Source organism: Saccharothrix sp. CB00851, from assembly GCF_001905065.1.
GTDB lineage: Bacteria > Actinomycetota > Actinomycetes > Mycobacteriales > Pseudonocardiaceae > Actinosynnema.
Window position 1 is genome coordinate 1 of the sequence record NZ_LWLC01000047.1, and the last position, 23,911, is coordinate 23,911.

Sequence of the window (23,911 nt, forward strand, 5' to 3'; positions counted from 1 at the left end):
GTCCATTTTCAGACGGCGCTGCTGGGTCCACATTCGAGCGCCGTTGACAACCTCGCTGACCGCCGGCTCGACCAGGTCACCGTGACCTATGTGCTGATCCTGCAGCGGCAGGGCACCCGCGAGGCCAAACTGCGCTCCAACACCCGCGGCGGCAGGTACGCGGGTGAGAGTGCTGTCCGAGCCATGCGGACGTTCTTCCGGATGGCCATCGCCGACGGCCTACTTCCCCGCGGCTGGAACCCTGCCTGGGAGGTGAAGGTGCCGCGACGTCTGCCCAGCACTCGGCGCGCGTTGAGAAGCAAGGAGTTGCTGGCCATCAACCATGTAGTGGTCACCACCGGCAGGGACGTACCTCTGGACTCGCTGCTGCTCCGGCTGCACAGCGAGACCGCGTGCCGCAGGTCGGGAGCACTGAGCCTTCGGTTGGCGGATTTGGACACCGAATCCTGTGCGGTGCGGTTGCGCGAGAAGTTCGGGACGGAGCGTTGGCAACCGATCAGTCCCACCATGGTGGCGAGCTTGCTGGAGCACGCCCAGTCGCGTGGAGTACGACACCCCGGTGACCAGCTCCTGCGGAACGCGAACGGCACACCGTTGACCCGGCGACGCTACGACCTGATGTGGAAGCGCGTGCAGGCCAGGCTTCCGTGGGCGGCGAAGCTGGGCGTCTCCGCACACTGGATGCGTCATACCACCCTTACATGGGTGGAACGGCACTACAGCTATGCGGTTGCTCGGGCCTACGCGGGACATACCGACACCAAGGGCGGTTCGACCCTGACCTACATCAAGGGCATGCCGCAGGAGGTGGCGCGAGCGTTGTCGGCCTACACCGGCGAGCCTCATCCCCTCGCCGAACTGGGCCGCCTGTGATCGCCGATCACCCATGCAGGTGATCACGGGCCGCAGATAGCCGCAGCCGAGAGTGCCGGTCGTCGGGTGCCGCTCCGTCGACCGGCACTCTCCGCTGTGGACGCTGTGTGCCTACACGATGGGGTGAATCACGAGTCTGGCCAACGGAACAGTTCAAGAGGAGCGACTCCGAGGGCGTCAGCCAGGACGAACACGCGGTCGAGGCTGGGCGAGTGCCGGCCGTTCTCGATCCGGTTGATCGTCTTGCGGTCGAACCCACTGGCCTCGGCCAACTGCTCCTGAGTCCACTCGCGACCCTGTCGCAGGGCGGCGAGGCGGTGGCCGAACCGCGCACGGTTCTCCGCGAGGTGCGGATGAACCGGCGACGCAGGCACGGGGGCAACGTTGGTACTCGTCGCCGTGCGAGTCCGTACCAACAGTGGTACAACTTCTCGCCCCAGGGTCGAGCAAGATCAATCGTGCAGCTCAGCGCCCCGGTACCCCAGTCGCACACCACCCAGACGAGGATTCGTTGAGCACCGATCCCACGACCGTTCGAGCCGCCCGCCTGCTGATCTCCCAACTCGGCCTCACCCCCGAAGACCTCATGTGGGTACCGACGGACCTGCCCACCTTCCGCGACTACGTACCCCACGTCATCGCAGCATCCGGTACCGGCGCCAAGCGCACCTACGGCACCTACTGGACCCGCATCATCGAGACCTTCGGCGACAAGCGGCTGGATGAAGTCACCCCGTCGGAGATCGAGGGACTCATGCGCCGCCTGGTCGAGAACCGGCAGATCCGACGCAACGACCGCGGCGGCCACTCCGTCGCAGAACACCTCCTGGCCGCCATGCGCGCCATCTACAACCGCGCCATCAACGACAACCTTCTCCCACCACAACACAACCCCGCCGGAAAGGTCCCCAAACCCCGACGCCGTCCCACCACCCGCCAGTCCCTCGGCGCAGCCGAGGTGACGGCTCTTGCCGACGCGGTCACCACCAGCGGCCACGACGCCGTCCTCGACACCCTTCTGTTCCGCCTCCACCTGGAAACCGCCTGCCGACGCGGCGGCGCGCTCGCCCTCCGCGAGGACGACATCGAACCCACCACCTGCCTGATCCAGCTACGCGAGAAGAACAACACCATCCGCTGGCAACCAGCCAGCCCCACCCTGATCGCCTCACTGCTGGATCACCGCCAGCACCGCGGCAACGGCAAACCCACCCCCGAACCCCTGTTGCGCCATCGCGACGGCAACCCGATCAACCACCGCCGCTACGACCGCCTCTGGGAACGCCTCGGAGACCGACTCCCCTGGGTCAACGCCCGCAACGTCTCCACCCACTGGCTACGCCACACCACCCTCACCTGGATCGACCGCCACTACGGCCCCTCCGTCGCCCGAGGCTACGCAGGCCATGCCCACCCGCGCAGCGACGACGTCACCGCCATCTACACCAAACCCACCATCGCCGACCTGGCTACCGCACTGGCCGCCTACACCCACGAACCACACCCGCTGGCCACCACTCCGCCACCCGACGGCGGCCTCCCCGTCTTCCCGATCCTCAACCCACTCCAACCATGACCGAACGCCCGACCCCACTGTTCAGCCCACCCGAACCCGACCCGTCCACGCCGCTCGTCGCGATCGACACCAGACCCCGGACACACCTCACGGATCTGCTATTGGCGACCGCGGCGATCGACCACTCCGGGCGCATCCCCGCTCGCAGACTCCTGCGAGCGCTGGACTGGCATCCAGACCAGGGCACCACCGCCCAATTACGCGACCAGACGATCACCATACGACTCGACGCCCACAGCCCCCACCGGATCGACAACCGACACCACGTGTTCATCCCCGCAGGCCTGCGCGACCTGACCGGAATCCGGACCGGCGACACCGTGGTACTACTCAGCTCACCGCAACTACACCTGCTGGCCATCTACCCGGTCAGGGCACTGACGACTCTGCTCAGTACACCAGTCGACTGATCCGACAACGGCAGAACGGCTCCGCCTGATCCGGTCGTCCGCCTTGACGCCGAACGGGTGTCAAGGCGGACGTTCCGACCTCGTTGCCGATAGAGTCGCCGCTCGAGCCGAAGCGGTATCGGACGCGCCGACGTCTGGACGAGATTGTGAGCAAAGCCAACCGCAGGAAGAAGGACCGCCGCAGACAGAGCAAGCGGCGCGTGCGCGCCGCAGGTGCTACCAGGGCGCCGAACGCCGCAGGCATGGCGGTGGACTCCGTGCGGCACGCCGTGGCCTTGGTGACGGCGATGCACTCCACACCCGACGACCTGCCGGCACTGCTCGATGAATCCGTGGACGACACCGGGAGCCAGGCGCTGACCGCCGTCGCTCTCCACTCCCGATTCGTCGTGGCCGGTTGCGAGGTCATCGCCGAGATCCACGACATGCAGCCAGCGGAAGTCCTCGACGATGTCGTGGCCGAACTCGCGGACGACAAAGCCGATCTTCCCGAGCCATGGCACCGGGTTCTCGCGACCTCCCGCGTGTACGCCGAGGTCTACGGCGGGCAACGACCCGCCGACGACATCGCGCCGGTACTGACGACCAACCTCGGAACCGGACTGGCCGCCGTCTCCTACCTGATCGCACTCACACAACTGGCGCACCAGGTGCTCCTCGCCCGCTGCGAGCAGACCGGTGAAGACGTCGTCGAGCACCTTCGCGACATGGCGCTTCCCGCAGCGATGGACCACGGCAACGACATCGACGCCGATGACGCGGATGAGTACGTGCTCGCTCTGATCGCCGAACGACTCGACACCCACCCCGGGCTTCTCAAACGCGCCGCAGCGTCGATCAGCCAGGATCCGGAAGCGCTGCTCCGGGAGTTCACAGACGAGTTCGAGGAACTCGGTGGCGCAGAGCGACTCGAACAGTTGCACGACGAGGCGGTGCCGGACATGGACGAGGACGATCTACGCCTGCTCGTTCTCGTGATGCTGGAGTCCGCTGTCGTCAACCCCGACGGAGCAACGGTCGCCGAACGGATCCAGGTCAACTGGCGATTCTGACCACTACCCTCATCGCCAGGGCCACCTCGTCCAAGGAACCAGCCACACGCAGAGGGCCTGTCTGCACCGCGATCTTCAGGTGGCACGACGGGCCGAGCACGCAGGTGCAGATGTCGTCGACCTCCCCTGTACGGCACCCGGTGGCACCGGAGGCTCGTCATGGACGGATCGGTGGACAGTTACTCCGTTCGATGGACGATCGTCAGGGCTGGGGTGACCAGTAACGACATCGCGCTATCGTCCGATCAACCCTACACGGTGCGATCAGGCGGGAGTGGCAGTTGGGTGTGTACGGGTCAGCGTGCGATGGTGAACAGCGGCATTAATGGCTGGCACAGACCTTTCGCCGTATGACGGAGTCGACCACGGCTTCAGTAGGTCAGTCGATGACCTCGACAACTGGACCGTCGTCATCCCGACCGACGATGAGTCCATAACGCGTCGTCGTCGAGCGCTGGCCCCCATTCAGGTGCTGACTGATATCGAACGCACTAAAGGCGGCCTCGACGGCGATTTTTGGGATCGCTACGACCTCTTCACGATCGCTCTCGCCGTGATCGACCAGGTGGCCCTCGCAATGGGCATATCGGTGGGGCGGACCTGGGATGAAGCGCTCGAATACGCGACAAGCCAAGCGGCACGACAGGCACCGGATGCCGCAGAGGCGGAATGGGCATCGGTCGCCGACCGGGTAGTCGTCTCGCTGGTCACTACCGAGGTGGAGACGGTCGACCATCTGGTGCATACCGACGCAGGGCCAAAGTGGCGGACCCAGCGGTTCCGACTGCTCTACCTGCACCCGACTGGTAGTGACGGGCTCGACCACCTGCGCGCGTCTGAGCAGGCGATCAACATCTTCGTCGAGGCGCTCGACATCGACATTGAGGCGGCGCAGATCGCGAACGAGGCGCAGTTGAACGCCTTGATCGCACGCGGTGCGGTGGAATCTGCGGTCCAGATCGCTCGTCATGCGCGTTACCGGTCAATCCAGTACCAGGAGCGGATCAGGAGGATCATCGCGGACACCCTGGTCGACCCCGACACTCACGACTGGCTGATTTCGGTACCCGAACTGTTGGAAGCCGCTCTCGCTCATGTCCGAGACCGTCTCGATGCCGAATCGGCGCTGTTGGACGCGGTCGCGGCACGTCGAAGCGAGATCGACGACCCAACCCGTCTGGCCGCCGCGAACCAACTGGTCGAAATCCTGCGTGAGTGCCGTCGACGGCACGATGACCTGCACCGGCACCTCATCGGCGCCAGATCGCGGTTGCGTGCGGCACTCGACGACCGCTTCTCTCGGCCGCCGCGGTCGACGCATCGCGCGGACATCGGCAAGGAGCTGCTGTCGCCCTTCCTCGCACAGTCGACCGCGCGTGCCTCTGAGGTCGCAGACCGACTGCTTGCGCTGGTAGGCGGTGTTCCAGTCCGCTGGTGGACGTCACTGACAGAGCTTACCGACGAGTTGTGCGCTCCGCCTCGACCTCCCGATCCCGGCGAGGAGTTCCACCCCGCCGAGATCGAGTCGGAGGAGCAGCCCGAGTGGTGGGAGCCCTACGAGAACACCGTGGACGCCGTCTTGGGCGCGATAGACGAGCCCATCCTGCTGTCGCAGTTGCTCGCCCGCGTCGACGACATCGCCGACGATACGTTCGAGGACGAACCGCTGGACGCACGCCAACTGGCCGCGACGGTGGTGCACGCCGCGCACCGGGCCTGGGCGACTCGGCTGGCGGGACGGTCCGCTGGTGATCGGGTCATCGTCGCGGTGCGTACCGGAGCGGAGATCGACACCGATGACATCAGGTCGGACGACCTGTTACTCGTCCCCGGTGAGGTCTCGGCCGATATCGGCGAACCAGTTGACGCCAAGGCTCCCAGACATGATCTCGACGATGACGACACCGATGAGGAGGTCGGCACATGACCACTCCGGCTGACGAGGTGGACATCGGTCGATTCCTGGCGTGGGCCGCACGGCCGCGAGAGACACCCGCCCGGAACGAGGACATGTATCGGGTCGTGAACCGGTACCAGGCGGAACCGGATTTCGCCGCGGCCGTGGACAGGGTCTTCTCGGGCGCGGGCCTGGACGTGCACGTAGACGAACGGGAAGGCATCGTCGTCACCGCACGGCACCACTCGCCACTGCGGCTGACGCTGACCGATTTCATGAAGCGGGCACAGCCCTACCACCGAGTCGTGCTCGGGGCAGCCATCCTCGCGGTAGCCCGCACCGCCTACCCGGAAGCGGCGATGATCGAGGACCCTGACCGGATCACGGCTTTCACCACCCAGTCGGTGGTGGACACCCTCGATCGCCTCGCTCAGGCGCACGCTGACGCGTCGACCGAGGACGCCGCCGCAGACGATGACCTGGTCGAGGCATGGCGGCGGTGGCAGGACCTCACCACGGCCCGCCCCAACGCGATCAGAAAGTCGACAAGTGACCGGCACGGTCTGGTCAAGCGGGTGTGCAAACTGCTCACCGAAGCCGGATACCTCAATGCTCGCGGCGAGGCGGACGGTGGCACCTGGACGACCCGGCCAAGGTTCCGCCACGCGGTGATGGCGCTGTGCGAGGATTCCGACTTGTACCGCCTGGTGAACGACCTGGATGGTGACTTGGTCGAGGTCCACGGAGGCCGCTCGTCGTGACGGATCTGTTCACCATCGACCCTCCGAAGAACAGCGACCTTCCGGTACCGCCTCTGCGGCTGCGCAGGGTGAAGCTGATGGGGGTCGGTCCGGATCGGGCACGGTTCGACCCGCTCGACCTCGACTTCACCACCCGCGACGGCGCGGCGTCCAGGGTGCTGCTGTCGCTGACCAACACCGGCGGCAAGTCCACGCTGATCACGCTGCTGTGCAGCCTTGTCGTCCCGGCGGCCCGCGAGCAGGTCGGTGGCAAGATCCTCGGCGACTACGTGCTCACCGGCGACACCTCCCACATCGTCTGCGAGTGGGAGGACGCCCAGAGCGGAACGCGCACGGTCACCGGCGCGGTGATGGAGTGGAAGGACGGGCGTCGGCAGCCGGGGCACAAAATGCGCTCGACGACCAACATGCACCGCCTCTGGTACCTGTTCCGCACCGGCACAGGTCTCCCCGGCATCGACGACCTGCCATTCATCACCGCAGGCAAGCGCACCACCTACAAGGACTTCCGCGGGGCGGTGGGAGACCTGATCGCCTCGCACCCCAAGGCGCGAGGACTGCTCGTAGACAAGCAGAAGGAGTGGACGAGGGCCCTCGAGGACAACACCAGCGTCGACCCCACGCTGTTCGGCTACCAGATGCGCATGAACGACTCAGAGACGGGCGCCGAGTCGCTTCTGTCGTCATTCAACTCGCCGGACAACGTAGTGCGCTTCTTCGTCGCCGCGCTGAACGACGAACGGGACCTGGAGGCGTTCACCGGCAAGCTGGAGGCTTACGCGCACCTCGCCTCGACCAGGCCGAGTCTGGAACTCCTCACCGGTTTCGGCGCTGCCATCGTGCCGCGCATCGAATTGGTCGCACAGCGCTCGGAACGAGCCGCCGAAGCCGCGGCAAAGGCCCGCAAGGTGCTGTTCGAGGGCGGTGAACTCGCCTCCGCCCTGGAGATGAGGATCGAACAGGACCAACGTGACCTCGTCGGTTTGGAGGAGGCGGCAGTCTCAGCGGCCCAGGAGGCCAACAAGGCCCGCTACGAGTACAGGCAGATCAGCGACATCCGCTTGCAGTTGCAGTTGGAGGAGGCACGAGCGAGGGTCGCCACCGCACAGGAGGCTGTCGTACTCGCCAAGACCGCAGCGGCGGAGAGAACGGCGGAGTTCGAAGCGTGGGCCGCGGTCGACGCAGTACTGGAGTTGCAGATCGCCCGTGCCCGGCTAGACGAAGCCCAAGCCGCCTACGACGCCGCCGAAGCCGGGCTCGCCCCCTTGCGGGAGCGGCGCGTCACGGCGGCGGCGAACCTCGCCGGGCGTCTCGACGCCCTGATCGATGAGATGCTCCAGACCGCCGCCACCGCCGATCAACTCGTTGCGGACACCGAACAGGACGAGCGCGACGCACAGGAAGCGCACACAAAAGCGCTGATGGACGGCCGGGAGGTCGCCAGGCAGTTGGAGGCGATCGCCGACCTGGTCGATGAAGCTGACCAGGCGCGAGCATCGGCGGTGAACGAGGGGTGGCTCACCAACAGCGAACGGCCGGACGCCTGCGTGCGCCGATGGCGGGAAACAAGCCAGGCCGCCACGGTGAACGCCGAGGAGGCCAGGCAGCGAGCCCAGGACGCCGAGCAGGCGTTCGACCGCTTCTCCAACGACATCAACACCGTCGACACCGAACTCATCGCCCTGCGGCGAGCCGCCGAACAACACGGCAAGACCTTGGCGGACCATGACCGCGACCTGAGCGCCGCAGCGGCAGACGAGACCGTACGGGAACTCATCGGAGGCGATCCCGAGGACGTGGCCCCGCTCGCTCGCGTGGTCGAGCTGGCGACGAACCTCGCGCACCAAGCAGACGCCAGGGCAGCGGAGAAGCAGTCCGAGGCCAGGTCCGCTCAGGAAGAGCTGAACCACCTGACCGACACCGGCATCGCCTCGGCCGGCCTCGATGTGCTTGTCGTGCTCGACATCCTCAACCGGTCTGGCATCGGCGCCGTGACCGGCCTCAACTGGATCGAGCGCAACATCACCGACCCCGGCCACCGGGAGCCGTTCATCAGCCGGCACCCGGAGTTGGCCGGTGGTGTGATCGTCACCGACCCGAGCAGGTTCACCGAGGCTGTGGGGGAATTGACGCACGGAAGCCCGCGCACGCGCACGCCTGTCGTAGTGTCGACCGCTCCGGCGGCAACCACACTCGCTGTAGTTGACGACGTCACTCACCACGTCGTCGTGCCGCACCGAGCCACATGGGACCGTGAGTGGGCTCGCGAGGTCAAGGCGGAACTCGAACACACCGTTGCCGAGTCGGCGGAAGCCGCAGCACAAGCACACCGCACAGCACGCCGCTATCGGGATACAGCGGCAATGTGCGGAAACATCGTGCAGCGCTGGAAGGGCTACTCGCGAGAAGACCTGGTCCGAGCGGAGCAAGAGGCCTCAGGCCGGTTGCGTGAGGCGGAAGGCAGACGCGAGGAGCTGACCACCCAGCAGAAATCCGCACGGGAGACGGCCGCTGGTGCACGTCAGGAGCACCAAGCGGAACTGCGCAACGCGGTCGTTGCCGACAAGCACGCCGCAGCGGCCGAAAGACTCGCGGACCTTGTCGAGAAGGCGGAGTTCCAAGCCGCGCGGCGACCCGGGCTGGAGGCGAGCCGAGCGCGAGCGGCACGAGACCTCGATGCGGCAGCGGAACGTGTGAGGAAAGCACGCGCGGTGATCGGGGCGGCGATGCGAAGAGCGGCGCAGTCACGCAGCGCGGCTGAGGCCCACGGCCGGGAGCGTGGTGAGCTCGGTGTGGACCATGCGGCGGCCGACCCCGGCGGCAACCTGGAAGTCCTCCGGGCGACGTGGACGGCGGCGCGTGACGAACTGGCCTTGGCAGAGGCCGGCATGGCCGAAGCCGGAGCGCTCCAGCGCGCCGAGGCGGAACTCGGGCGAGCAAGGCAACGGACTACGAAGTACGGTGCGGCGACACTCTCCCGCGCCGAGCACCTGTCATGGTCCGGCGAAGCGGCGTCGCCCTTGCTGCTGGCTGCTGCCCAACAGCGGGCGCGCCAAGCCGCCGAGGATGCCGAGAAGTCCCGGTTGAACGCGGAGGTCGAATCCGAGCGTGCACAGAAAGACCTGATCGACGCCCAGCCCACCGCCGGCGGACACCAGAATTACGTCGACCTGCGCGACACATCGTGGGCACCCGAGTCGCCCGCGGACATACCCCGGCTCTTGGAGAAGCTGGAAACGCGCAACCTCGAACTGAAGGAACGGCGTGACCAGGCCGATGCGGTGGAGTCGGAAGCCAACGAGTTGGTGGCGGCCGTCCGCTCCGACGTCGAGGCGCTCAGCGACACCTCCAGGTTGTGGGTGGGCGACCGCGTGCCCGCCACCCAGCCCTTCGCCGGGTCGAAGCAGGCCGCACGAACACGGATGCTCTCTTTGGTGGAGGAACGACAGAAGGCTGACGGACTCGAACGCGCCGAGCGGGAGAAGTTGAACACCGCCATCAGCGAAGCCAAGACGATCGCTGCGAGCAAGGAGTGGAACGACCTGGAATCACCCGTGCTGGTCCGGGTCCAATCCCTTCCCGACACGGACCTGGCCGCCGAGGCGCCGGTACTGGCGCAGCGCATTCGGTCGATGACGGAATCCGCGGCAGCGGACTTGCGCGAGTTGGACGAGCACCGGTCGATCCTCCGCGACGGTCTGTTGTCGCTGTGCCGTGATCAGCGACGCCTTCTGCGCGAGGTGTCCAAGTCCTCGAAGTTGCCGGCCGGTCTCGGGGTCGATCTGTCCGACGCGCCAGCGATCAAGATCAGGTTCGACGAGGCTCCGGACGACGAGGCCGCCGCCCGGTTGGCCAAACGGGTCGACTCGTGGTCGCTGGAGCTCGCGACCAACCCCAAGAAGGCGAAGTCCTCGGAAGTCCGGGCGCGCTGGCTCGCCGATGCTGTTCGCGACACGGTCGTCGACCGTTCCCGGGCCGGCGCGTGGTCGATCGAAATCTTGAAACCCCGGATCGACGGGAAGTCCGAATACTGCCCGCCCGATCGGATCCCGCACGAGTTCTCCGGGGGCCAGGTGCTTACTCTGGCGGTCCTCGTCTACTGCGCGCTGTCGCAGGTCCGATCGGCCCATCGCAGCGGTGGTTCACGGCCGGCCGGGACGCTGATCCTGGACAACCCGTTCGGTGCGGCGTCGGCGGAAACCCTCATAGCGATGCAACACCGGTTGGCCGCCCACACCGGCGTCCAACTCGTCTGTGCCACCGGCTTGCACGACCCGGCCGTTGACGAGGCGTTCACCGGTAACGGTTCTGTGATCGTGAAGTTGCGCAACGACGGTGACCTGCGCCGGAACCTCTCTTTCCTGCGGCTGCGCGCCAGCGTCGTGGACGGCGTTGACGTGCCCGGTGCGATCACTGGTGGACGTGATCCGTCATCGCCACAGAACTGGGTCACCACGACCCGGTACGAGGTCCGTTGATGAGCACCGCAGCACCACGTGCGTCCGAGATATCGGCGTTCGGTGAGGCGCTCACCGCAGTGGGTTCCGTGCGCATCGACCTCGACGGCTTGTGGCGGCTGTGGGCCATGACCGCGCCGCGTCTGGTTGGAGACCCCGACCAGACGGCCGCTCTCAATGCCGTACTGCGCGAACTTGCCCTGCGCGGGTTGATCGAATTGCCGATAGACGCCTGGGACCGGACAACGGCTCCCCCGCTCCCCCGGTTCGTCACCGTCCCGACCGCTCGCAAGCCACGTGGGACAAAGCCGTGGCGTTCTTTCCCGTGGCGGGGTCAGCTTGGTTGGGTGTCATCGTTGCCGGCGCTGTCCGACCAGGTCTTCCACGACCTGACAGCCATCAACGACTGGTTGGGGCGCACCGAGCACTCGACTGTACCGGTGGTTCCTGTGCGGTACCGGTCAGCGGAAATCTTCGGTAAGGAGAAGCGCCTCGACGAGCTGTCTCGGGGTTCGGCGTTCGGGCCTGGACGCCTCACCTTCGAACTGCTGGCCTGCGTTCGGATCCCACCACCACTTCCCGCAGCACAGGTAGGCGACGGCGCCGATCTCCTGGTGGTCGAAAACAGCGACACCTACTGGGTGGCCGTCGAGCAGCTGCGCCGGTCCTCCGGCCACGACGTCGGGCTCGTAGCATGGGGTTCCGGAAAGTCCTTCCCCGCGCAGGTCATCTCGCTCAGCGTTGACGTCGCCGGACGCGGCCCGGCCACAGGTGACGTCTGGTACTGGGGTGACTTCGACCCGGCGGGCCTGGCAATCGCATCCGCAGCCGCCGCAGTGTCGGAAGACATCCCTGTTCGCCCGGCGGCGGGGCTGTGGGCCGCCATGTCAGAGTGCTCACCACAAGACGAGGGTGAAGTCGACTGGTCGAACGCTGGCGGACGTAACTGGTTAGGGCCGGACCTCTGGGACCAACTCGCTCCGATTCGCAATGTTTCCGGCCGACTCGCCCAAGAGTCGGTGCCACCGGCTGCGATATCCTGGTGGGCCCGCGGTCTTCGAGCGAGCCCTTCAACGACTTGAACATTTCCGGCTTGGCGCCGCGTCGGACGCGGACTCCATCGTCACCAGTTCCGTACCGACCTGCGCCACGAAGGCCGCAGTGCAGCCTGGCGCGTCGAGCTCCCGCTCCAGCTTGCGCAGCGCCTCGCCGTCCTCGATGCCGGAGGAGTTCTGCAAGCACTGCAACTCACCTCGAGCGACCACCTGGCGGACTTGAGGAAATTCGTGTTCTCTTGTCCGGCTATGACTATTCGTGGGATGCGAGCAGGCCGATCTTGCCGAACAAGGCGTCGAGTTGTTGCTCCACGAGCGTTGCGGCGTCAGGGCCACGCAGGGTGCCGTTAGCGTGTGGGTGAAGTCCGAGCATCGTGACTTGGACGGGGGACGTGAGCTGGGGCAGGTTCGCGATGCGTCCGTGGAGCAGGTCGTCGGCTGCGGCCAGCAGGTCGGCACCCCAGCTTTCGAGGGTGGCCTCGTTGATGTCGACGCTCTCCCATGTGTCGTCGCCGATGAGGACACCATCCTCGCCCAGCGCCTGCAACGTCAGGTCGAGTTCGGCCTTGCCGTCGACCAGTTGGATTTGCCGGGTGACCGGGTCGTATGCGGCGGTCAGACAGTGCTCGCCTCGGCGCAGTAGCGACTGTTCCAGACCGCCTTCCCAGATCGTTTCCTCCAGCTCAATCCAACCGGCATGCGACAGGATCGCTGTCACGTGCTCCAGGACTTGGTCGGGATAGGTATCGCCCTCGCCGTCGTCGCTGTCGCCGTAGAGCTCCTCGTGGGACTCCGCCCAATCACCATCACCGCTGTCGGATGCTGCCTCGGCGGCGTGTCCGGCGGTGACGATCGGCATCAGCAGCGCCGCCAGGTCAGGAACAACCACATCGTCAGGGCAGCCGCCTCGACGGCACCAGTGCTCACCTGGGCACGACCAGATCATCCTGTGGACGGTGTCGACGGTGTCGGTGCCATCGGCGGAGCGGGTCACGGTCAGCAGGTAGCTGTGCAAGGGAACCGGGGCACCGACCAGACCCTCACGGGTGTGCAGCGCACCGCCGTACACGTACACGATCACGCCGCTGCGGTGATCGTCCGCCCAGCCGGCGATGGCGGCGCGAGCGATCGCCAGGGTGGCGGCGTCGTCACCGGGCGCCCAGGTTTCCAGCCGCCACTGCGGGCTGTACCGCCAGTCACCCGCGGACAGCAGAGCGTCGGCGATGGCGACGTCCACCTCGGGTGTGTCGTCGATGACTGGTCGTCCGCCCAACGTCGCGCTGGTGGCCAGCAGCTCACTGGCCACCCCTGGGTCTTTCATGGCCGACACGCGTTGTGGCGGCTCGGTCGACCACCAGCGGTTCTCATCGGGGACGAGCGCTTCGTTGGCCGCAGCGTCGATCGTCACGGTCGACGTCGGTGAGTTTTCGTCGCCAAAGCCATACAGGGCGTACAGGGCGGACTCCCACTCACCGATGCCACCCGGCGCGATCGCCAACTCCGCTCGCTCCTGCTCCGCCGCCGGTAGTCGGACCGTGACCTCTCCGACCTCGGCGAGCACGGTGACCGCCAGCGGCCGATCGGGCTCGCGCACGGTGTCGGTCGAGTCCTCTTCGACCGGGATGGCATTGCCGTCCCGGTCGATCCGGGGTATCCATGCCGGCCGCTGGTCCTGGCGCCGTCGGATCCTGGCAGCTTGGTCGAGCAACTCGTCCTTGGTCGGGTAGGACCGGAGGAAGCCAACCGCCGCGGGCCGCACCAACTTCTCGAGATCGCCTTTGAGGAGTTCCTCCGGGTGCTCAGGCACCTCGATGAACACCTCAGGGGCAGCCAGTGACGCCAGCCGCGCCTCCACCGCCGCAGTGAACTTCGCCCGGAAGTCTCCCCGCGTCGCATTGAACGCCTTCGCAGCCGCCTCCATATCAACACCAACCCCTGCGACGGTAGCCATCATCGACAGCAGCAGATCGTTCTTGTCGAAGGCGTCGAACATGGATACGACGATAGCGGCCCGACGTTACTCGGCCGGCATCCGACCGGCTTCCCATGGACTGTGAGTGCGTCGCTGGCTACGACAGGCCACTCCTGCAGGGTTCCGGCGAAGTCGTTTGTGCTGTTCAGACCTCAAGTATGGGACAGGCACGGCGCGCTGCCGCCACGGCTCCCGCCAGACCGCCAGCAACCCCGACCGCGGCCATGCGTTTCCGCTTCCTCACGCTGCGGGGTACACCCGACCAACCGCGACATCCCCGCAACCTCGACGTGGGTCTACCTGAGTGCTGGCTGCTGGCCGAATGGTCCACCGGTAAACCCGAGCCCACCAACTACCGGCTGTCCATCCTGCCCTCGGGCATCCGGCTGCGCGACCTGGTCACGATCACCAAATGCACTGGCGCATCGAACGCGACTACCGCGAACTCAAGACGGCCTCGGCCTGGACCACTTCGAGGGCCGCTCCTGGACACCGGCTGGCACCCCGCCACGTCACCCTCTCCTACGTCGTCCACGCCCTCTGCACCAAGCTCCACCGCACCCGAAAGCCGTTGCGAGGCCTGTCCCTCTACGGTGTCCTGGGCGAACTCCAGCACTTACTCGTGGCCAGGCGGAACGGTTGCCGCACCTGCCGCCAACCCGTCCAGGTCACGGCCTCCTCACAGAACCGCCAGGTCAGCAGCATCTAACAAAGCCTTGCTGGGCGGCGTCCACGATCGCCCGCGGCAAGTCGACCCGCCCGGTACCCAGCTCATCCAGCGTGATCTCGTACAGCCGTCGTCACAACGCTGCCCTGGTCACGGTGAACCGGCGGTGCGCGGTCGGCACACTCGCCCGAATGACGGCAGCAACTCCCGCTACCCGCCAGCTGGGCAGCCCGTAGACGATCGCGGTGAACACCGTCCGGTCGTCCACCGGCACCGGACCACCACCCTGCGGACGCCTTGAACTCCGGAATCAACCGGTCAGCCCAGGCGCACAGTTCATCGGCACCAAACTGCAACGACAATCGATCAACCGCGACCCGGATCAGGGTATGTCGCTCGACGCTACGCGAGACAGGATCTTAGCGCAATCGCGTCGAACTTGAGGCCCAAATGGGCCATTCGGGTGGTCTTTAGAGACCAATTTCAGCTGAAGGTAACGACCTGCAAGGGGTTCACGATCATTCGCACACACCCCGGTTCCACCGTACGTGTACCCCACTTCTACTGGGCGACGGCGCTTTGAGGAAGGCAGGCGGTTGTGAGTGCGCGGTCGCGATCGATGCGTCTATCACGGCCACCTCGTTCGTTAAGTCACCGACCAATTACGCTCTGTAACTCTGCACGAAGGGTTGGCTGAACCAACTTGGCGACGCGCTTGATGGGACTGCTCCGTAAGGCGAGGCTTGTGCAGGGAAGGCTCGAGGACGTTTGCGGCGTTCTCGCCAAAGCACACCTCCCCTCGGCCCCCGAGGCGGCTCGGGCGATGCTGCGCCGAGCGAGCGAAGCTGGTGAGCTCCTCGTGGAGCCGGATGGCAGTTTCACCCTGCTGGGAGCCTCTGGAACCGCCCACAAGCCGCAAACCCCTCCCGCGTACGCGACCGAAAGCACAAGTGCTGGGCCCGATCGCCGGACGCAGTCACCTCGCAGGCACAAGAACGCCGCTGTGCGCGTTGTCGTGATCGATCTGGAGACCTCCGTCCGCGCCAAGATCGATGACGGCGGAGCGCTGACGCGGCAGATCTGGCAGATCGGCGCGGTGAAGACCGGCGACGATGTCGACTGGGTGGCGGAAGGTCGTAGTTTCGAGAGGTTCTTGGAGCTGTCCGACGGCCACGAGGTGCCACCCCACCGCCGGGCGCGGCACTCCGTCGAGGCGATCCCAGTCGAAGACGCGCTGTCCCAATTCGCGCAGTGGGCGGAAGGCGCTGACGTCCTGGTCGCCTACAACGGCGAACAGCTCGACTTCCCCGTTCTGGACGAGGCGTTCGCCTCGACGAACCTCAAGCCGCTCGACGCGGCGCGCGTGGACGGCCTGTACCTGGCGAACTGCCTGTGGCCCGCCGCGCGCAGCCACCAGTTGACCCAACTCGCCGACGCGATCGGGATCGAACGCCGCGGCGTGGCCCACGCCGCTCTGCTCGCCGACCTGCTGGCCGCCTGCGCTCGTGAGGTCGTAGAACTCGACCCACGATTGCTAGACCTGCTCCTGCTGATCGGCAAGGACAGCCCGGCGTGGCGACTCGTCTTCGCGCTCCTCCCCGCCCCGCCGAGGACCGGTGTCCGACCCGGTGTGGCCGAGATCAGTGAGCTGCTGAACACCCTGCTTGCAGAACAACGCCCCCGCCGTGGACCTGTGCGGAGGCCGCTCGTGGTGCCCGCCGAGTTGCTCGACCACCGGCACGGCCTCACCCCTTCGGCACTGGCCCAAGTGCTGCACGAGCGCCGGATGGAACCCCGCCCCGCGCAGGAACAGGTCGCCCAGGCCATCACGGACGCCGCGCGTGCGGGCCGTCCGGTTCTCGTGGAAGCACCCACCGGCACGGGCAAGAGCCTCTCGGCGTTGGCCGCGGCCCTTACCTGGCTCGTGACCGACCCGGAGCACCGCGCGATCATCTCCACCCACACCAAGCAGTTGCAGAGCCAGCTCGCGAATGAGCTGGCCAAGCTGGCGAAGAAGATCGGGGGTCTCCTGGAGACCACCGACGTGGTCAAGGGCTCGGGCAACCGGCTGAGCCTGCGCGGATTGGTCCACACCCTCGCCGACACCACCAGTACCGATGTGGAAGGCGCCGGGCAACCTGTTCGCTTCGCCGAGTTCACCCGCTTCCGCGAACTGCTCGTCTTCCTCCTGCTCCGCCTCGTTCACCCGGAACGCAGCAAGACCTACCGCTGGGCGGCGCACAGCACCGATCCCGTCGACCTCCCGGCGTTCTTCCAGGCCTACTGCGGCTCATCCCTGCCGGTGTGGGCTGCCAGCCTCAGCCAGTCCGCTCACGGCGAGTGGCGCGACCCGAAGAGCACACCACTCGCCGCGCACACCGACGAGGTGTGGGAAGCCCTGTCCGCGCACCGGCTCGTCATCGCCAACCATGCGCTACTGCTGACGCACTGGGAGGAGTTGGCATCACGCGCCGACGCCACGCTGCTCATCGCGGACGAGGCGCACGCGCTGGAGAACGCGGCGACGGACGCACTGTCCGCCGAACTGACCGCCGACGACGTCGACGACGTACTCGCCTCCCTCAAGCACCTCCTCGCCGACCTGCGCCAGCCCCAGCTCACCGCACCGACCGAAACCGCGCTGGCGGAGCTGTTCCAGTGGTGGAGAGAAGGGCGGCTACGCCGGACCCTGTCCCGGATCATGGACACCCGAGCCGGGCAATCGCAGATCGGCAGTCGCACGCTCACCCTGGCCAGTCCCCACACCGGCGAGAAGGCGGCGCGCGACGCACGTGTCGTGGGGCGGATCATGGGTGAGTTCGTCGGGCAGTCCGGACGGGTACTCGCCCGCCTCGGTGACCTGGTCGACGTGGCCAGGACAGTGGTCGACGTCTTCGACCTCCAGCGGCTCTCCGCCGCCCTCCAGCGGTTGTCCTCCCTGCGCGGCAACGCAGAACAGCTCCAGGACACGTTGCTCGGCCTGCTCCCCGCCGACCTCGTCCACCACCAGGAGCCCCAGGAGTCCCCCGGTGGCTTCGACGCCCCGGACGCGGACTTGGACGAAGCCGAGGACAGCGCGACCGACGAGTCCGACGCGGTGCAGCTGACCATCGTCGGTCTGCCCAGGGCCGAGGCGTCCCCAGTGGTTCCGGACCGCGTCGTCTTCGCGGCGGAGACCGGCCAGCTCGATCGTCGCGGCCTCGCCCACTACCGGGTCCGCGTCGCCGCCAGTCCGATCGAGCTGCCGAACGACCCGACATGGCAGAGCTTCCTGTCGTCGTTCAAGCGGATGGCGCTGCTCTCGGCAACCCTGACGGTCGCGACGCCGGGAGCGGACCGGTGGGCCTACACCCGCGCTCGACTCGGACTGCCCGACGCGGACGTCCTGGAACTGGCCGGTCCCTTCGACTACCGGACCCAGGCCCGTCTGGTGGCGCTGTCCGACTTCCCCTCCTGGGCGGAGCAACCGCGACAGGCCATGCGCACGGTCGCGCACCAGATAGCGGGCTTCACGAGGGAGGTGACCAGGCTCGCGGACGACGGGGAAGAACACCTGGGAAGCGCCGGACCGTGGATGCATGGCGCGATGGTGCTGACGACGAGCCGCAACACCGCAGGCGGTATTGCGGACGAGCTGGGCCTGCTGCACGCCGAGGACGGCCGTCTGGTGCCCGTGCACAACCAGGTCGTGCTCGGCACGGCGCGCGCCGTCGCCGAGTTCACCGGCGACGAGCCGCACCATGGTGGAGTGTTGGTCGGAACCCGCGGTCTGTGGACCGGCGTCGACGTGAGCGAGCCGGGGCGCAACAACCTGGTGTGGATCAACAAGCTGCCCTTCCCCGTCTTCACCGACCCCGTGATCGCCGCCCGGCGCGAATCGGTGCGCAGGGCCGCCGAGGAGCAAGGGCTCGACGATCCGGACCAGCACGCGAACGCGACCTACTACCTGCCGCTGGCCGCGCTCGACCTGCGCCAGGCGGTCGGACGGTTGATCCGCAACCACCTCGGACGGGGGGTCGTGGTCATCAGCGACCGCAAGCTGGCCGGAGACCTGCCACTGCGCAGGCTCTACCGGCAGGTCTTCCTCGGCAGCCTGGACGAAGGGCTGCTCCTTCCCGACCCCGACACAGGGGAACCCGCCGGGGGCAACGTGGTCACGATGCGACAGGCGTGGGCCCGGATCTGGCCGTTCCTGGCCGAGGCAGGTGTCCTCCCCCGGAACCGGGTCGCAGAGCTAACCACCACCCGTGCTCTGGACGAGCACACGCTACTGCCCGCCACGCTCGCGATCCGCGCCTTGGAGCTGACCGAGGAGGAAGTCTCCGCGCACCGGCTCGCGGGCACGCTCGAAGCCGAGGTCGTCCGCCGCTGCGAGCGGGTGGCGAGCTTGCTCGCCGGTGAGCCCCGCACGCTCAAAGAACAGCAGCGCGATGTCATCAGGGCCGTCGCCGCCGGTCGTGACAGCCTCGCCCTCCTGCCGACCGGGTACGGCAAGAGCTACTGCTACCAACTGCCCGCGCTCGTGCTCCCCGGCGTCACGGTCGTGGTCAGCCCACTGATCAGCCTGATGCACGACCAGGCGCTCGGTCTCAACCACACCATCGGTGGTGCGGTGCGCGCGCTGGTGGCGAGCCTCCCCGAGTCGGTCAGCCGGACCGGCCGCACCGAGGTGGTGGAAGCGCTCAGCGGCGACACTCGACACGGGATCAAGATCGTCTACGTGAGCCCCGAACGGCTCGCGCAGGCCAGGTTCAGGCAGGCGCTCCAACGAGGGGTCAGCTCAGGTGCCCTCCGCCGGGTGGCCATCGACGAGGCACACACCTACGTGCAGTGGGGCGAGGACTTCAGGCCCAGCTTCCGGCGCGCAGGTGCCCTCCTGCGGGAGCTGCGCACCATGGCCGGGCCTGGAGAACTCGTCCTCCAGGCCCTCACCGCCACCGCCACGCCGACTGTCGAGGACGCGCTGCGCGACGAAGTCCTGATCGGTCTGGTTCCCGGCGCCGACAGCCCAGCCGTCGGTTCTCCCTCGGACCTTGCGGTGGTGCGGGCCAATCCGATCCGCCCGGAGCTGACCCTGGGCCGTCGCGCGATCAAGAACGGCTCCCGTCGATCGATGGCGGCACTCGCCGAGCAGATCGTCGACGCCGAGAGCGGCCATACCATCGTCTACTGCCTGACCGTCCGGCAGACCGATTGGCTCCACGCGCACCTGCGCGACCACCTGGATGGTCGCCCCGTGCTGCTTCGCAAGTTCCACGGCAGGCTCGCCGAGATCGACAAAGCGGCGGTCAGCCTCGAGTTCAAGGAGGCGGGCAGGGTCCAGGACGGCGCCGCGCGGATGGTCGTGGTCGCCACGTCCGCCTTCGGGCTCGGCGTCGACCGGGACGACGTGCGCACTGTGTTCTGCGCCAGCCCGCCCACAGACCTCGCCGCGCTCTACCAGCAACTCGGACGTGGTGGTCGCGACGTGGCGGGGAAGGAACCGGACCAACTGGAGGTGACCACGCACGCCCTGGCGTACGCCACGAGTCGAACTTTGGGGACCGCCGAGTGGATGGCCCAGCTCGATCTCGACCCCGCGTTGTTGAGGCGCTTCGGCACCACCGTGCTGCGCATCGCGAGGACGGGACGCCTGGACGTGCGGTCGGTGGTGCAGCACCTGCTGGAGCAGGAGGTCCACAAGGGCGTGCTCTCCCCCGCTCAAGCTCGAGAAACCCGTCTGGTCCAGGAGTGGACGGTTGGCCTCACCCGAGCGGTCACCGCTCTCGCGGACCTGGGTGTGGTCCTCGACGGAGGTGACGTCCCCGCGATCGTCTCGGTGCGGCCGGGGACCAGACTTCCGGAGGAAGGGTTGGCACAAGCCGTCGTGGACGCGGTCAGGCGCATGCCCCTGCGCGAGAGCGACCTGTCCCAGGCGGTCGCTCCCCTGGAGGCGCTGCGCGGCTACCTCCTGGTTGATCACGCCTGCGCCCACAACGGGATCGCCGAGGCGGTTCCGGGGCTTGCGGAGTTCTGGTTGATGTTGTGCGACTTGCACGACAGCGCAGCTCTGGACGTCTCGCAGCGCCCCAACGACAGGATGCTCATCGCGGTCCGATTGGCGGGGCGCACCCCGGTGAACGAGGTCGAACCGGTGCTGCCCGCCGCGTACGCGGCCAGGGTGCAGGGGAAGATCGCGCGAGCACGAGCCGAAGCCGACCATCTGCACCGGTTCTTCGGACGAGAGCGCACGTGCCTGAACGTCCGCCTGGCCCAGTACTTCAACGTCGAGGTGCCCGGCGGGTGCTGCGCGACGGACCGGGTTCGGTGCTCGGTGTGCGCCGGGGCCGAAGGCGGCCCCGGCACCGTGGAGGGAACGCCGCTGAACGCGTTGGTCCACGGGAGCACCCGTCCCGCTCCGGTCGACAGCGCGACGAGGGCAGCGCGGCTGGACGCGAGCGTGGCGAGGCTGTTGGCCGCGGTGTTCAAGGGGCTGACCGCGCGCCGGATCACATCGGTGATCACGGGTAGGGATCGCGAGTGGGTGGCACGCCTGTCCACCTATCGACCGCTGCCGCGCTGGCTCCGCGACGTGCCCCAGTTCGGCGCACACCCCGACGTAACCGGACGCGAGGTGGACCTGGCGATCGACAGGTTGGTGGCGGCGGGGAACGCCGTACGCGAGGAGCAACTGGCCAGGACGACTGCCAATGCCACCCGGGCCGGCCGTGGTGGGCAAAGCAGGAGGGGAAGAGCATGACAACCACGTCGGTACCGCGCACCGGGGTGCTCCCTCTCGACCTCCTCACCAGCGATCTCGGCTCGTTCCAGGAGACCGTCCTCTTCCTGCGCGAACTGGCGAGAGCGCGACGCCTTCCGCTGAGCGTCCCGCTCGCCTTCAACGCATTGGCCTTCGGGTACGACCTCGACAGCGGGCAGTACAGCCCCGAACTGCTCGATCTGGAGACGCTGCCGGTCGTCACGGTGAACGCAGTGGTCGACCCACTGCCCGCCGGCTCCTTGGCCCGCCTCGCGACCGGCGGTAAGCCGCAGCTGTGCGAGGTCGTGTTCCGACACGGTGAGCACCCGGCGCTGAGCATGGACGGTGCCTGTCCCCCGTGGCTGTCCGGCGCTCCCGCCGGCGCAGAGAACCCTGCGCTGTCCACTCCGCAGAGCGACGGAGAGGGCGGTGTGGTGCTGACCGAACGACTGGTGGTCGACGCCACAGCCCTGGGCACAGGAGAACCCAGTAAGCTGCGCAGACTCCTCGGAAGGACGCTGACCGACGAAGGTCACCTCGTCGTGCGCGTCTCATACGCCAACGACGAGCAAGCCGAGCTGGACGACACGAGACTCTACGTCTCACACCTCCTCCGGCAGCGGACAGCAGAGGTGCGCGAGGCGTTGCGCGAGCTGGGTCCGGTCGACGACGAGGAAGAGCTGGCGAAGACCCTGCACTCCGTTTTCGACGTGCTGACGGCTTTGCTGGACGCGACCTGCATGCGCCGTTGGCGCGAGATGTACCTGCACCCGGAGGTCTACGAGCGCTGGTTGGCGGGCGAGGAGGACACCCGTGGTGTCGATCCTGCCGATGTAGAGCGCTTCTCCCGCGTCATCGCACGCGCTTGCCTGCCCGCTCGTGAACGCCGGTTCGGCCTCCAGGTCGCCCGACCTGCTTACCTCGCCATTGGTCCTGCTCTTCGCGCGGACGTCCTCGATCCGGAGGATCCGCACTTGCCCGCCGACGCGCTGCGCGGACCGCGTTACGCGACCACCCTGGTCTGCGCCCAGCTCCACCTGGTCGAACACCTGACGCACAAGCACGAGGGCGCCATAGCCATCAGCGGCACCGCCGTCCACGTCCGTCTGGACGATGCCTGGCAGGGCGGTGGGATCTGGCGTGCGGCAGTCGCGGAATCCGTTGCGGAGGAGCTGCTGGAGGAGATCGACTTGCCGCTGGCACTCGGATGGCTGGGAGCCACCGGCCACATCGAGGACGAGCGCGCTGGAGCGGGCGTGTCGGTATCCACCGACGAGCCTGTTCGCGGTGGAAGCCCTGCGGAGGACGAAGCGCAGCGTTCGGAATTCCTGGCCGTTGACGACGGCACACCTGAGGAGGTCTCTGCTGCGGAACAGGTCGAGGAGGTGCACGAACACGCTGACGGGGTGGCGGCGCGCGATCACTATGTAGACGACACGACGCTGTGCTGGAAAATCGTCCTTGGTCCCAGGCACCTGGAGGCCGGTACTCTGCCGCTCACCCCGAAGGTCGCGGAAGCCATGCGTTCCGCATTCCCCGTTGATGCCAACATCCAACTGGATGTCAGCCATCCCGGGACGGAACTCGACCCGAGGCAGCGTCGTCAGGGAACACGCTTGGACGGTGCCAAGCTCCACGGCATCTCGTGGCCCGATGGCATGTTCTCCGGCATTCGCCTGACGGCTTCTTGGAGCGCGGACAGCTTCCAGGTGAGGGTGACCAGCACGGCCTTGGACGAGCCGGTGGACGTCGAGGGCATCCCCATCGACTACCTGTTCGACTCGGCTGTGCTACTGCGCTACCTGATCGACCCGGCCGACGAGGAAACCCGGGAGGGCGTGCTCACCAAGTCCTTGGTGCGACAGCTCTTCCGCACCTTCGGCCTGCGCGTCGGCCCCGGCAAGCCGGAACTCTTCATCCCTCTGACGACGTTCGTGGAGAAGGTGTTGTCGGAGAAACGCGTGGAAGGTTCCGAACCCCCGTCGTCGCTGGACGTGTGCGACGCGTTGGAGGAGTTCATCACCGACCAGGGGACAGTGCGCCTGAGCTGGGGCGTACTGCTGCACCAGGACGATGTCCAGGGTGACTGGTTGACACCGCGGAAGACGGACCAAGCGGACGCGGAGTGGAAAGCGGAGTCCTGTGCTCGCGGGAAACCCGCGTCGAGTGACCTCGCACTCGTGCTCGGTCTGCACCCCACACCCGCCGATCGTCCGAGCCGGGCGCCAAGAGCCGACAGCGGTGTCTCGTCGTCCGGGGAGGATTTCCTGCGCCGAGGCCACCTTCGCTCGGTACCGATGGGGCAGCAGCCACAGCAGCGGGAACTCGCGGTCCTCTACGCGCGGAAGATGGGACTGGATCCCGCGACCCTGTCTCCCCGGATCACCTTCGTGAGGGAGTCCTCCGGGAAGCGCAAGTGCCGTAGAAGAGCATCCACAGTCGGCTGATGCTG

The 23,911-nt window shown here is 67.2% G+C and carries 14 protein-coding genes and 1 pseudogene; 11 read left to right on the forward strand and 4 right to left on the reverse strand.

All coding sequences use genetic code 11. The features are described from left to right. Positions 1 to 873, forward strand: an 873-nt coding sequence (locus A6A25_RS36215) for a tyrosine-type recombinase/integrase (RefSeq protein WP_338013249.1), incomplete at its 5' end; no start/stop codon positions are given. 128 nt (positions 874 to 1,001) lie between these two features. Here A6A25_RS36215 and A6A25_RS36220 read toward each other — a convergent pair. Beyond that, positions 1,002 to 1,247, reverse strand: coding sequence for a helix-turn-helix domain-containing protein (locus A6A25_RS36220; protein WP_073898055.1), 246 nt, complete (start codon positions 1,245 to 1,247; stop codon positions 1,002 to 1,004). Positions 1,248 to 1,384: 137 nt separating this feature from the next. Between A6A25_RS36220 and A6A25_RS36225 the strand changes: the two genes are divergently transcribed. From A6A25_RS36225 to A6A25_RS43590, 7 genes are all read left to right on the forward strand, one after another. After that, on the forward strand, positions 1,385 to 2,449 hold the full coding sequence (locus A6A25_RS36225; RefSeq protein ID WP_073898058.1) for a tyrosine-type recombinase/integrase: 1,065 nt from the start codon (positions 1,385 to 1,387) through the stop codon (positions 2,447 to 2,449). Further along, on the forward strand, positions 2,446 to 2,859 hold the full coding sequence (locus tag A6A25_RS36230) for a hypothetical protein (RefSeq protein ID WP_143193630.1): 414 nt from the start codon (positions 2,446 to 2,448) through the stop codon (positions 2,857 to 2,859). Before A6A25_RS36225 ends, A6A25_RS36230 begins: the two co-directional genes overlap by 4 nt. A 146-nt stretch (positions 2,860 to 3,005) precedes the next feature. Continuing rightward, positions 3,006 to 3,911 carry a hypothetical protein gene (locus tag A6A25_RS36235; protein WP_143193631.1) on the forward strand — a complete coding sequence of 302 codons (906 nt, stop codon included), beginning with the start codon at positions 3,006 to 3,008 and terminating at the stop codon, positions 3,909 to 3,911. Between the two features lie 325 nt (positions 3,912 to 4,236). Continuing rightward, complete coding sequence (locus A6A25_RS36240; RefSeq protein WP_073898064.1) at positions 4,237 to 5,838, forward strand: hypothetical protein; 1,602 nt, start codon at positions 4,237 to 4,239, stop codon at positions 5,836 to 5,838. Beyond that, positions 5,835 to 6,569 (forward strand): hypothetical protein, encoded by a 735-nt coding sequence (locus A6A25_RS36245; protein ID WP_073898066.1) that lies wholly within the window; start codon positions 5,835 to 5,837, stop codon positions 6,567 to 6,569. The genes A6A25_RS36240 and A6A25_RS36245 overlap by 4 nt, the downstream gene beginning before the upstream one ends. Further along, positions 6,566 to 11,047: a hypothetical protein gene (locus tag A6A25_RS36250; RefSeq protein WP_073898068.1), complete on the forward strand. Its 4,482-nt coding sequence runs from the start codon at positions 6,566 to 6,568 to the stop codon at positions 11,045 to 11,047. Before A6A25_RS36245 ends, A6A25_RS36250 begins: the two co-directional genes overlap by 4 nt. Further along, positions 11,047 to 12,108: a hypothetical protein gene (locus A6A25_RS43590; protein WP_143193632.1), complete on the forward strand. Its 1,062-nt coding sequence runs from the start codon at positions 11,047 to 11,049 to the stop codon at positions 12,106 to 12,108. Before A6A25_RS36250 ends, A6A25_RS43590 begins: the two co-directional genes overlap by 1 nt. Here A6A25_RS43590 and A6A25_RS44405 read toward each other — a convergent pair. Both A6A25_RS44405 and A6A25_RS36260 read right to left on the reverse strand, forming a co-directional pair. Then, positions 12,097 to 12,264, reverse strand: a complete 168-nt coding sequence (locus A6A25_RS44405) for a hypothetical protein (protein ID WP_158073881.1) — start codon at positions 12,262 to 12,264, stop codon at positions 12,097 to 12,099. The two genes, A6A25_RS43590 and A6A25_RS44405, sit on opposite strands and share 12 nt — an antisense overlap. 70 nt (positions 12,265 to 12,334) lie before the next feature. Further along, positions 12,335 to 14,074, reverse strand: coding sequence for a hypothetical protein (locus tag A6A25_RS36260; RefSeq protein WP_073898072.1), 1,740 nt, complete (start codon positions 14,072 to 14,074; stop codon positions 12,335 to 12,337). A 160-nt stretch (positions 14,075 to 14,234) separates the two neighbouring features. On the opposite strand from A6A25_RS36260, the pseudogene A6A25_RS47010 reads away from it, so the two are divergent. Then, positions 14,235 to 14,621, forward strand: a pseudogene (locus A6A25_RS47010) (IS701 family transposase); the annotation flags it as partial. 232 nt (positions 14,622 to 14,853) lie between these two features. On the opposite strand, the gene A6A25_RS44410 reads toward A6A25_RS47010, so the two are convergent. Continuing rightward, positions 14,854 to 14,994 (reverse strand): hypothetical protein, encoded by a 141-nt coding sequence (locus tag A6A25_RS44410; protein ID WP_158073882.1) that lies wholly within the window; start codon positions 14,992 to 14,994, stop codon positions 14,854 to 14,856. 729 nt (positions 14,995 to 15,723) lie between these two features. On the opposite strand from A6A25_RS44410, the gene A6A25_RS36275 reads away from it, so the two are divergent. Both A6A25_RS36275 and A6A25_RS36280 read left to right on the forward strand, forming a co-directional pair. Beyond that, the gene (locus tag A6A25_RS36275; protein WP_158073883.1) at positions 15,724 to 21,459 is read left to right on the forward strand and encodes a DEAD/DEAH box helicase; all 5,736 of its coding nucleotides are present in this window, start codon (positions 15,724 to 15,726) and stop codon (positions 21,457 to 21,459) included. Next, positions 21,456 to 23,906: a hypothetical protein gene (locus A6A25_RS36280; RefSeq protein WP_073898078.1), complete on the forward strand. Its 2,451-nt coding sequence runs from the start codon at positions 21,456 to 21,458 to the stop codon at positions 23,904 to 23,906. Before A6A25_RS36275 ends, A6A25_RS36280 begins: the two co-directional genes overlap by 4 nt. Positions 23,907 to 23,911 lie beyond the last annotated feature (5 nt).

Bases quoted from the DNA above. Each gene is read 5' to 3' on its own strand.
- A6A25_RS43590 (WP_143193632.1), top strand. From the start codon at position 11,047: ATGAGCACCGCAGCACCACGTGCGTCCGAGATATCGGCGTTCGGTGAG.
- A6A25_RS36245 (WP_073898066.1), top strand. From the start codon at position 5,835: ATGACCACTCCGGCTGACGAGGTGGACATCGGTCGATTCCTGGCGTGG.
- A6A25_RS36260 (WP_073898072.1), bottom strand. From the start codon at position 14,074: ATGTTCGACGCCTTCGACAAGAACGATCTGCTGCTGTCGATGATGGCT.
- A6A25_RS36230 (WP_143193630.1), top strand. From the start codon at position 2,446: ATGACCGAACGCCCGACCCCACTGTTCAGCCCACCCGAACCCGACCCG.
- A6A25_RS36280 (WP_073898078.1), top strand. From the start codon at position 21,456: ATGACAACCACGTCGGTACCGCGCACCGGGGTGCTCCCTCTCGACCTC.
- A6A25_RS36240 (WP_073898064.1), top strand. From the start codon at position 4,237: ATGGCTGGCACAGACCTTTCGCCGTATGACGGAGTCGACCACGGCTTC.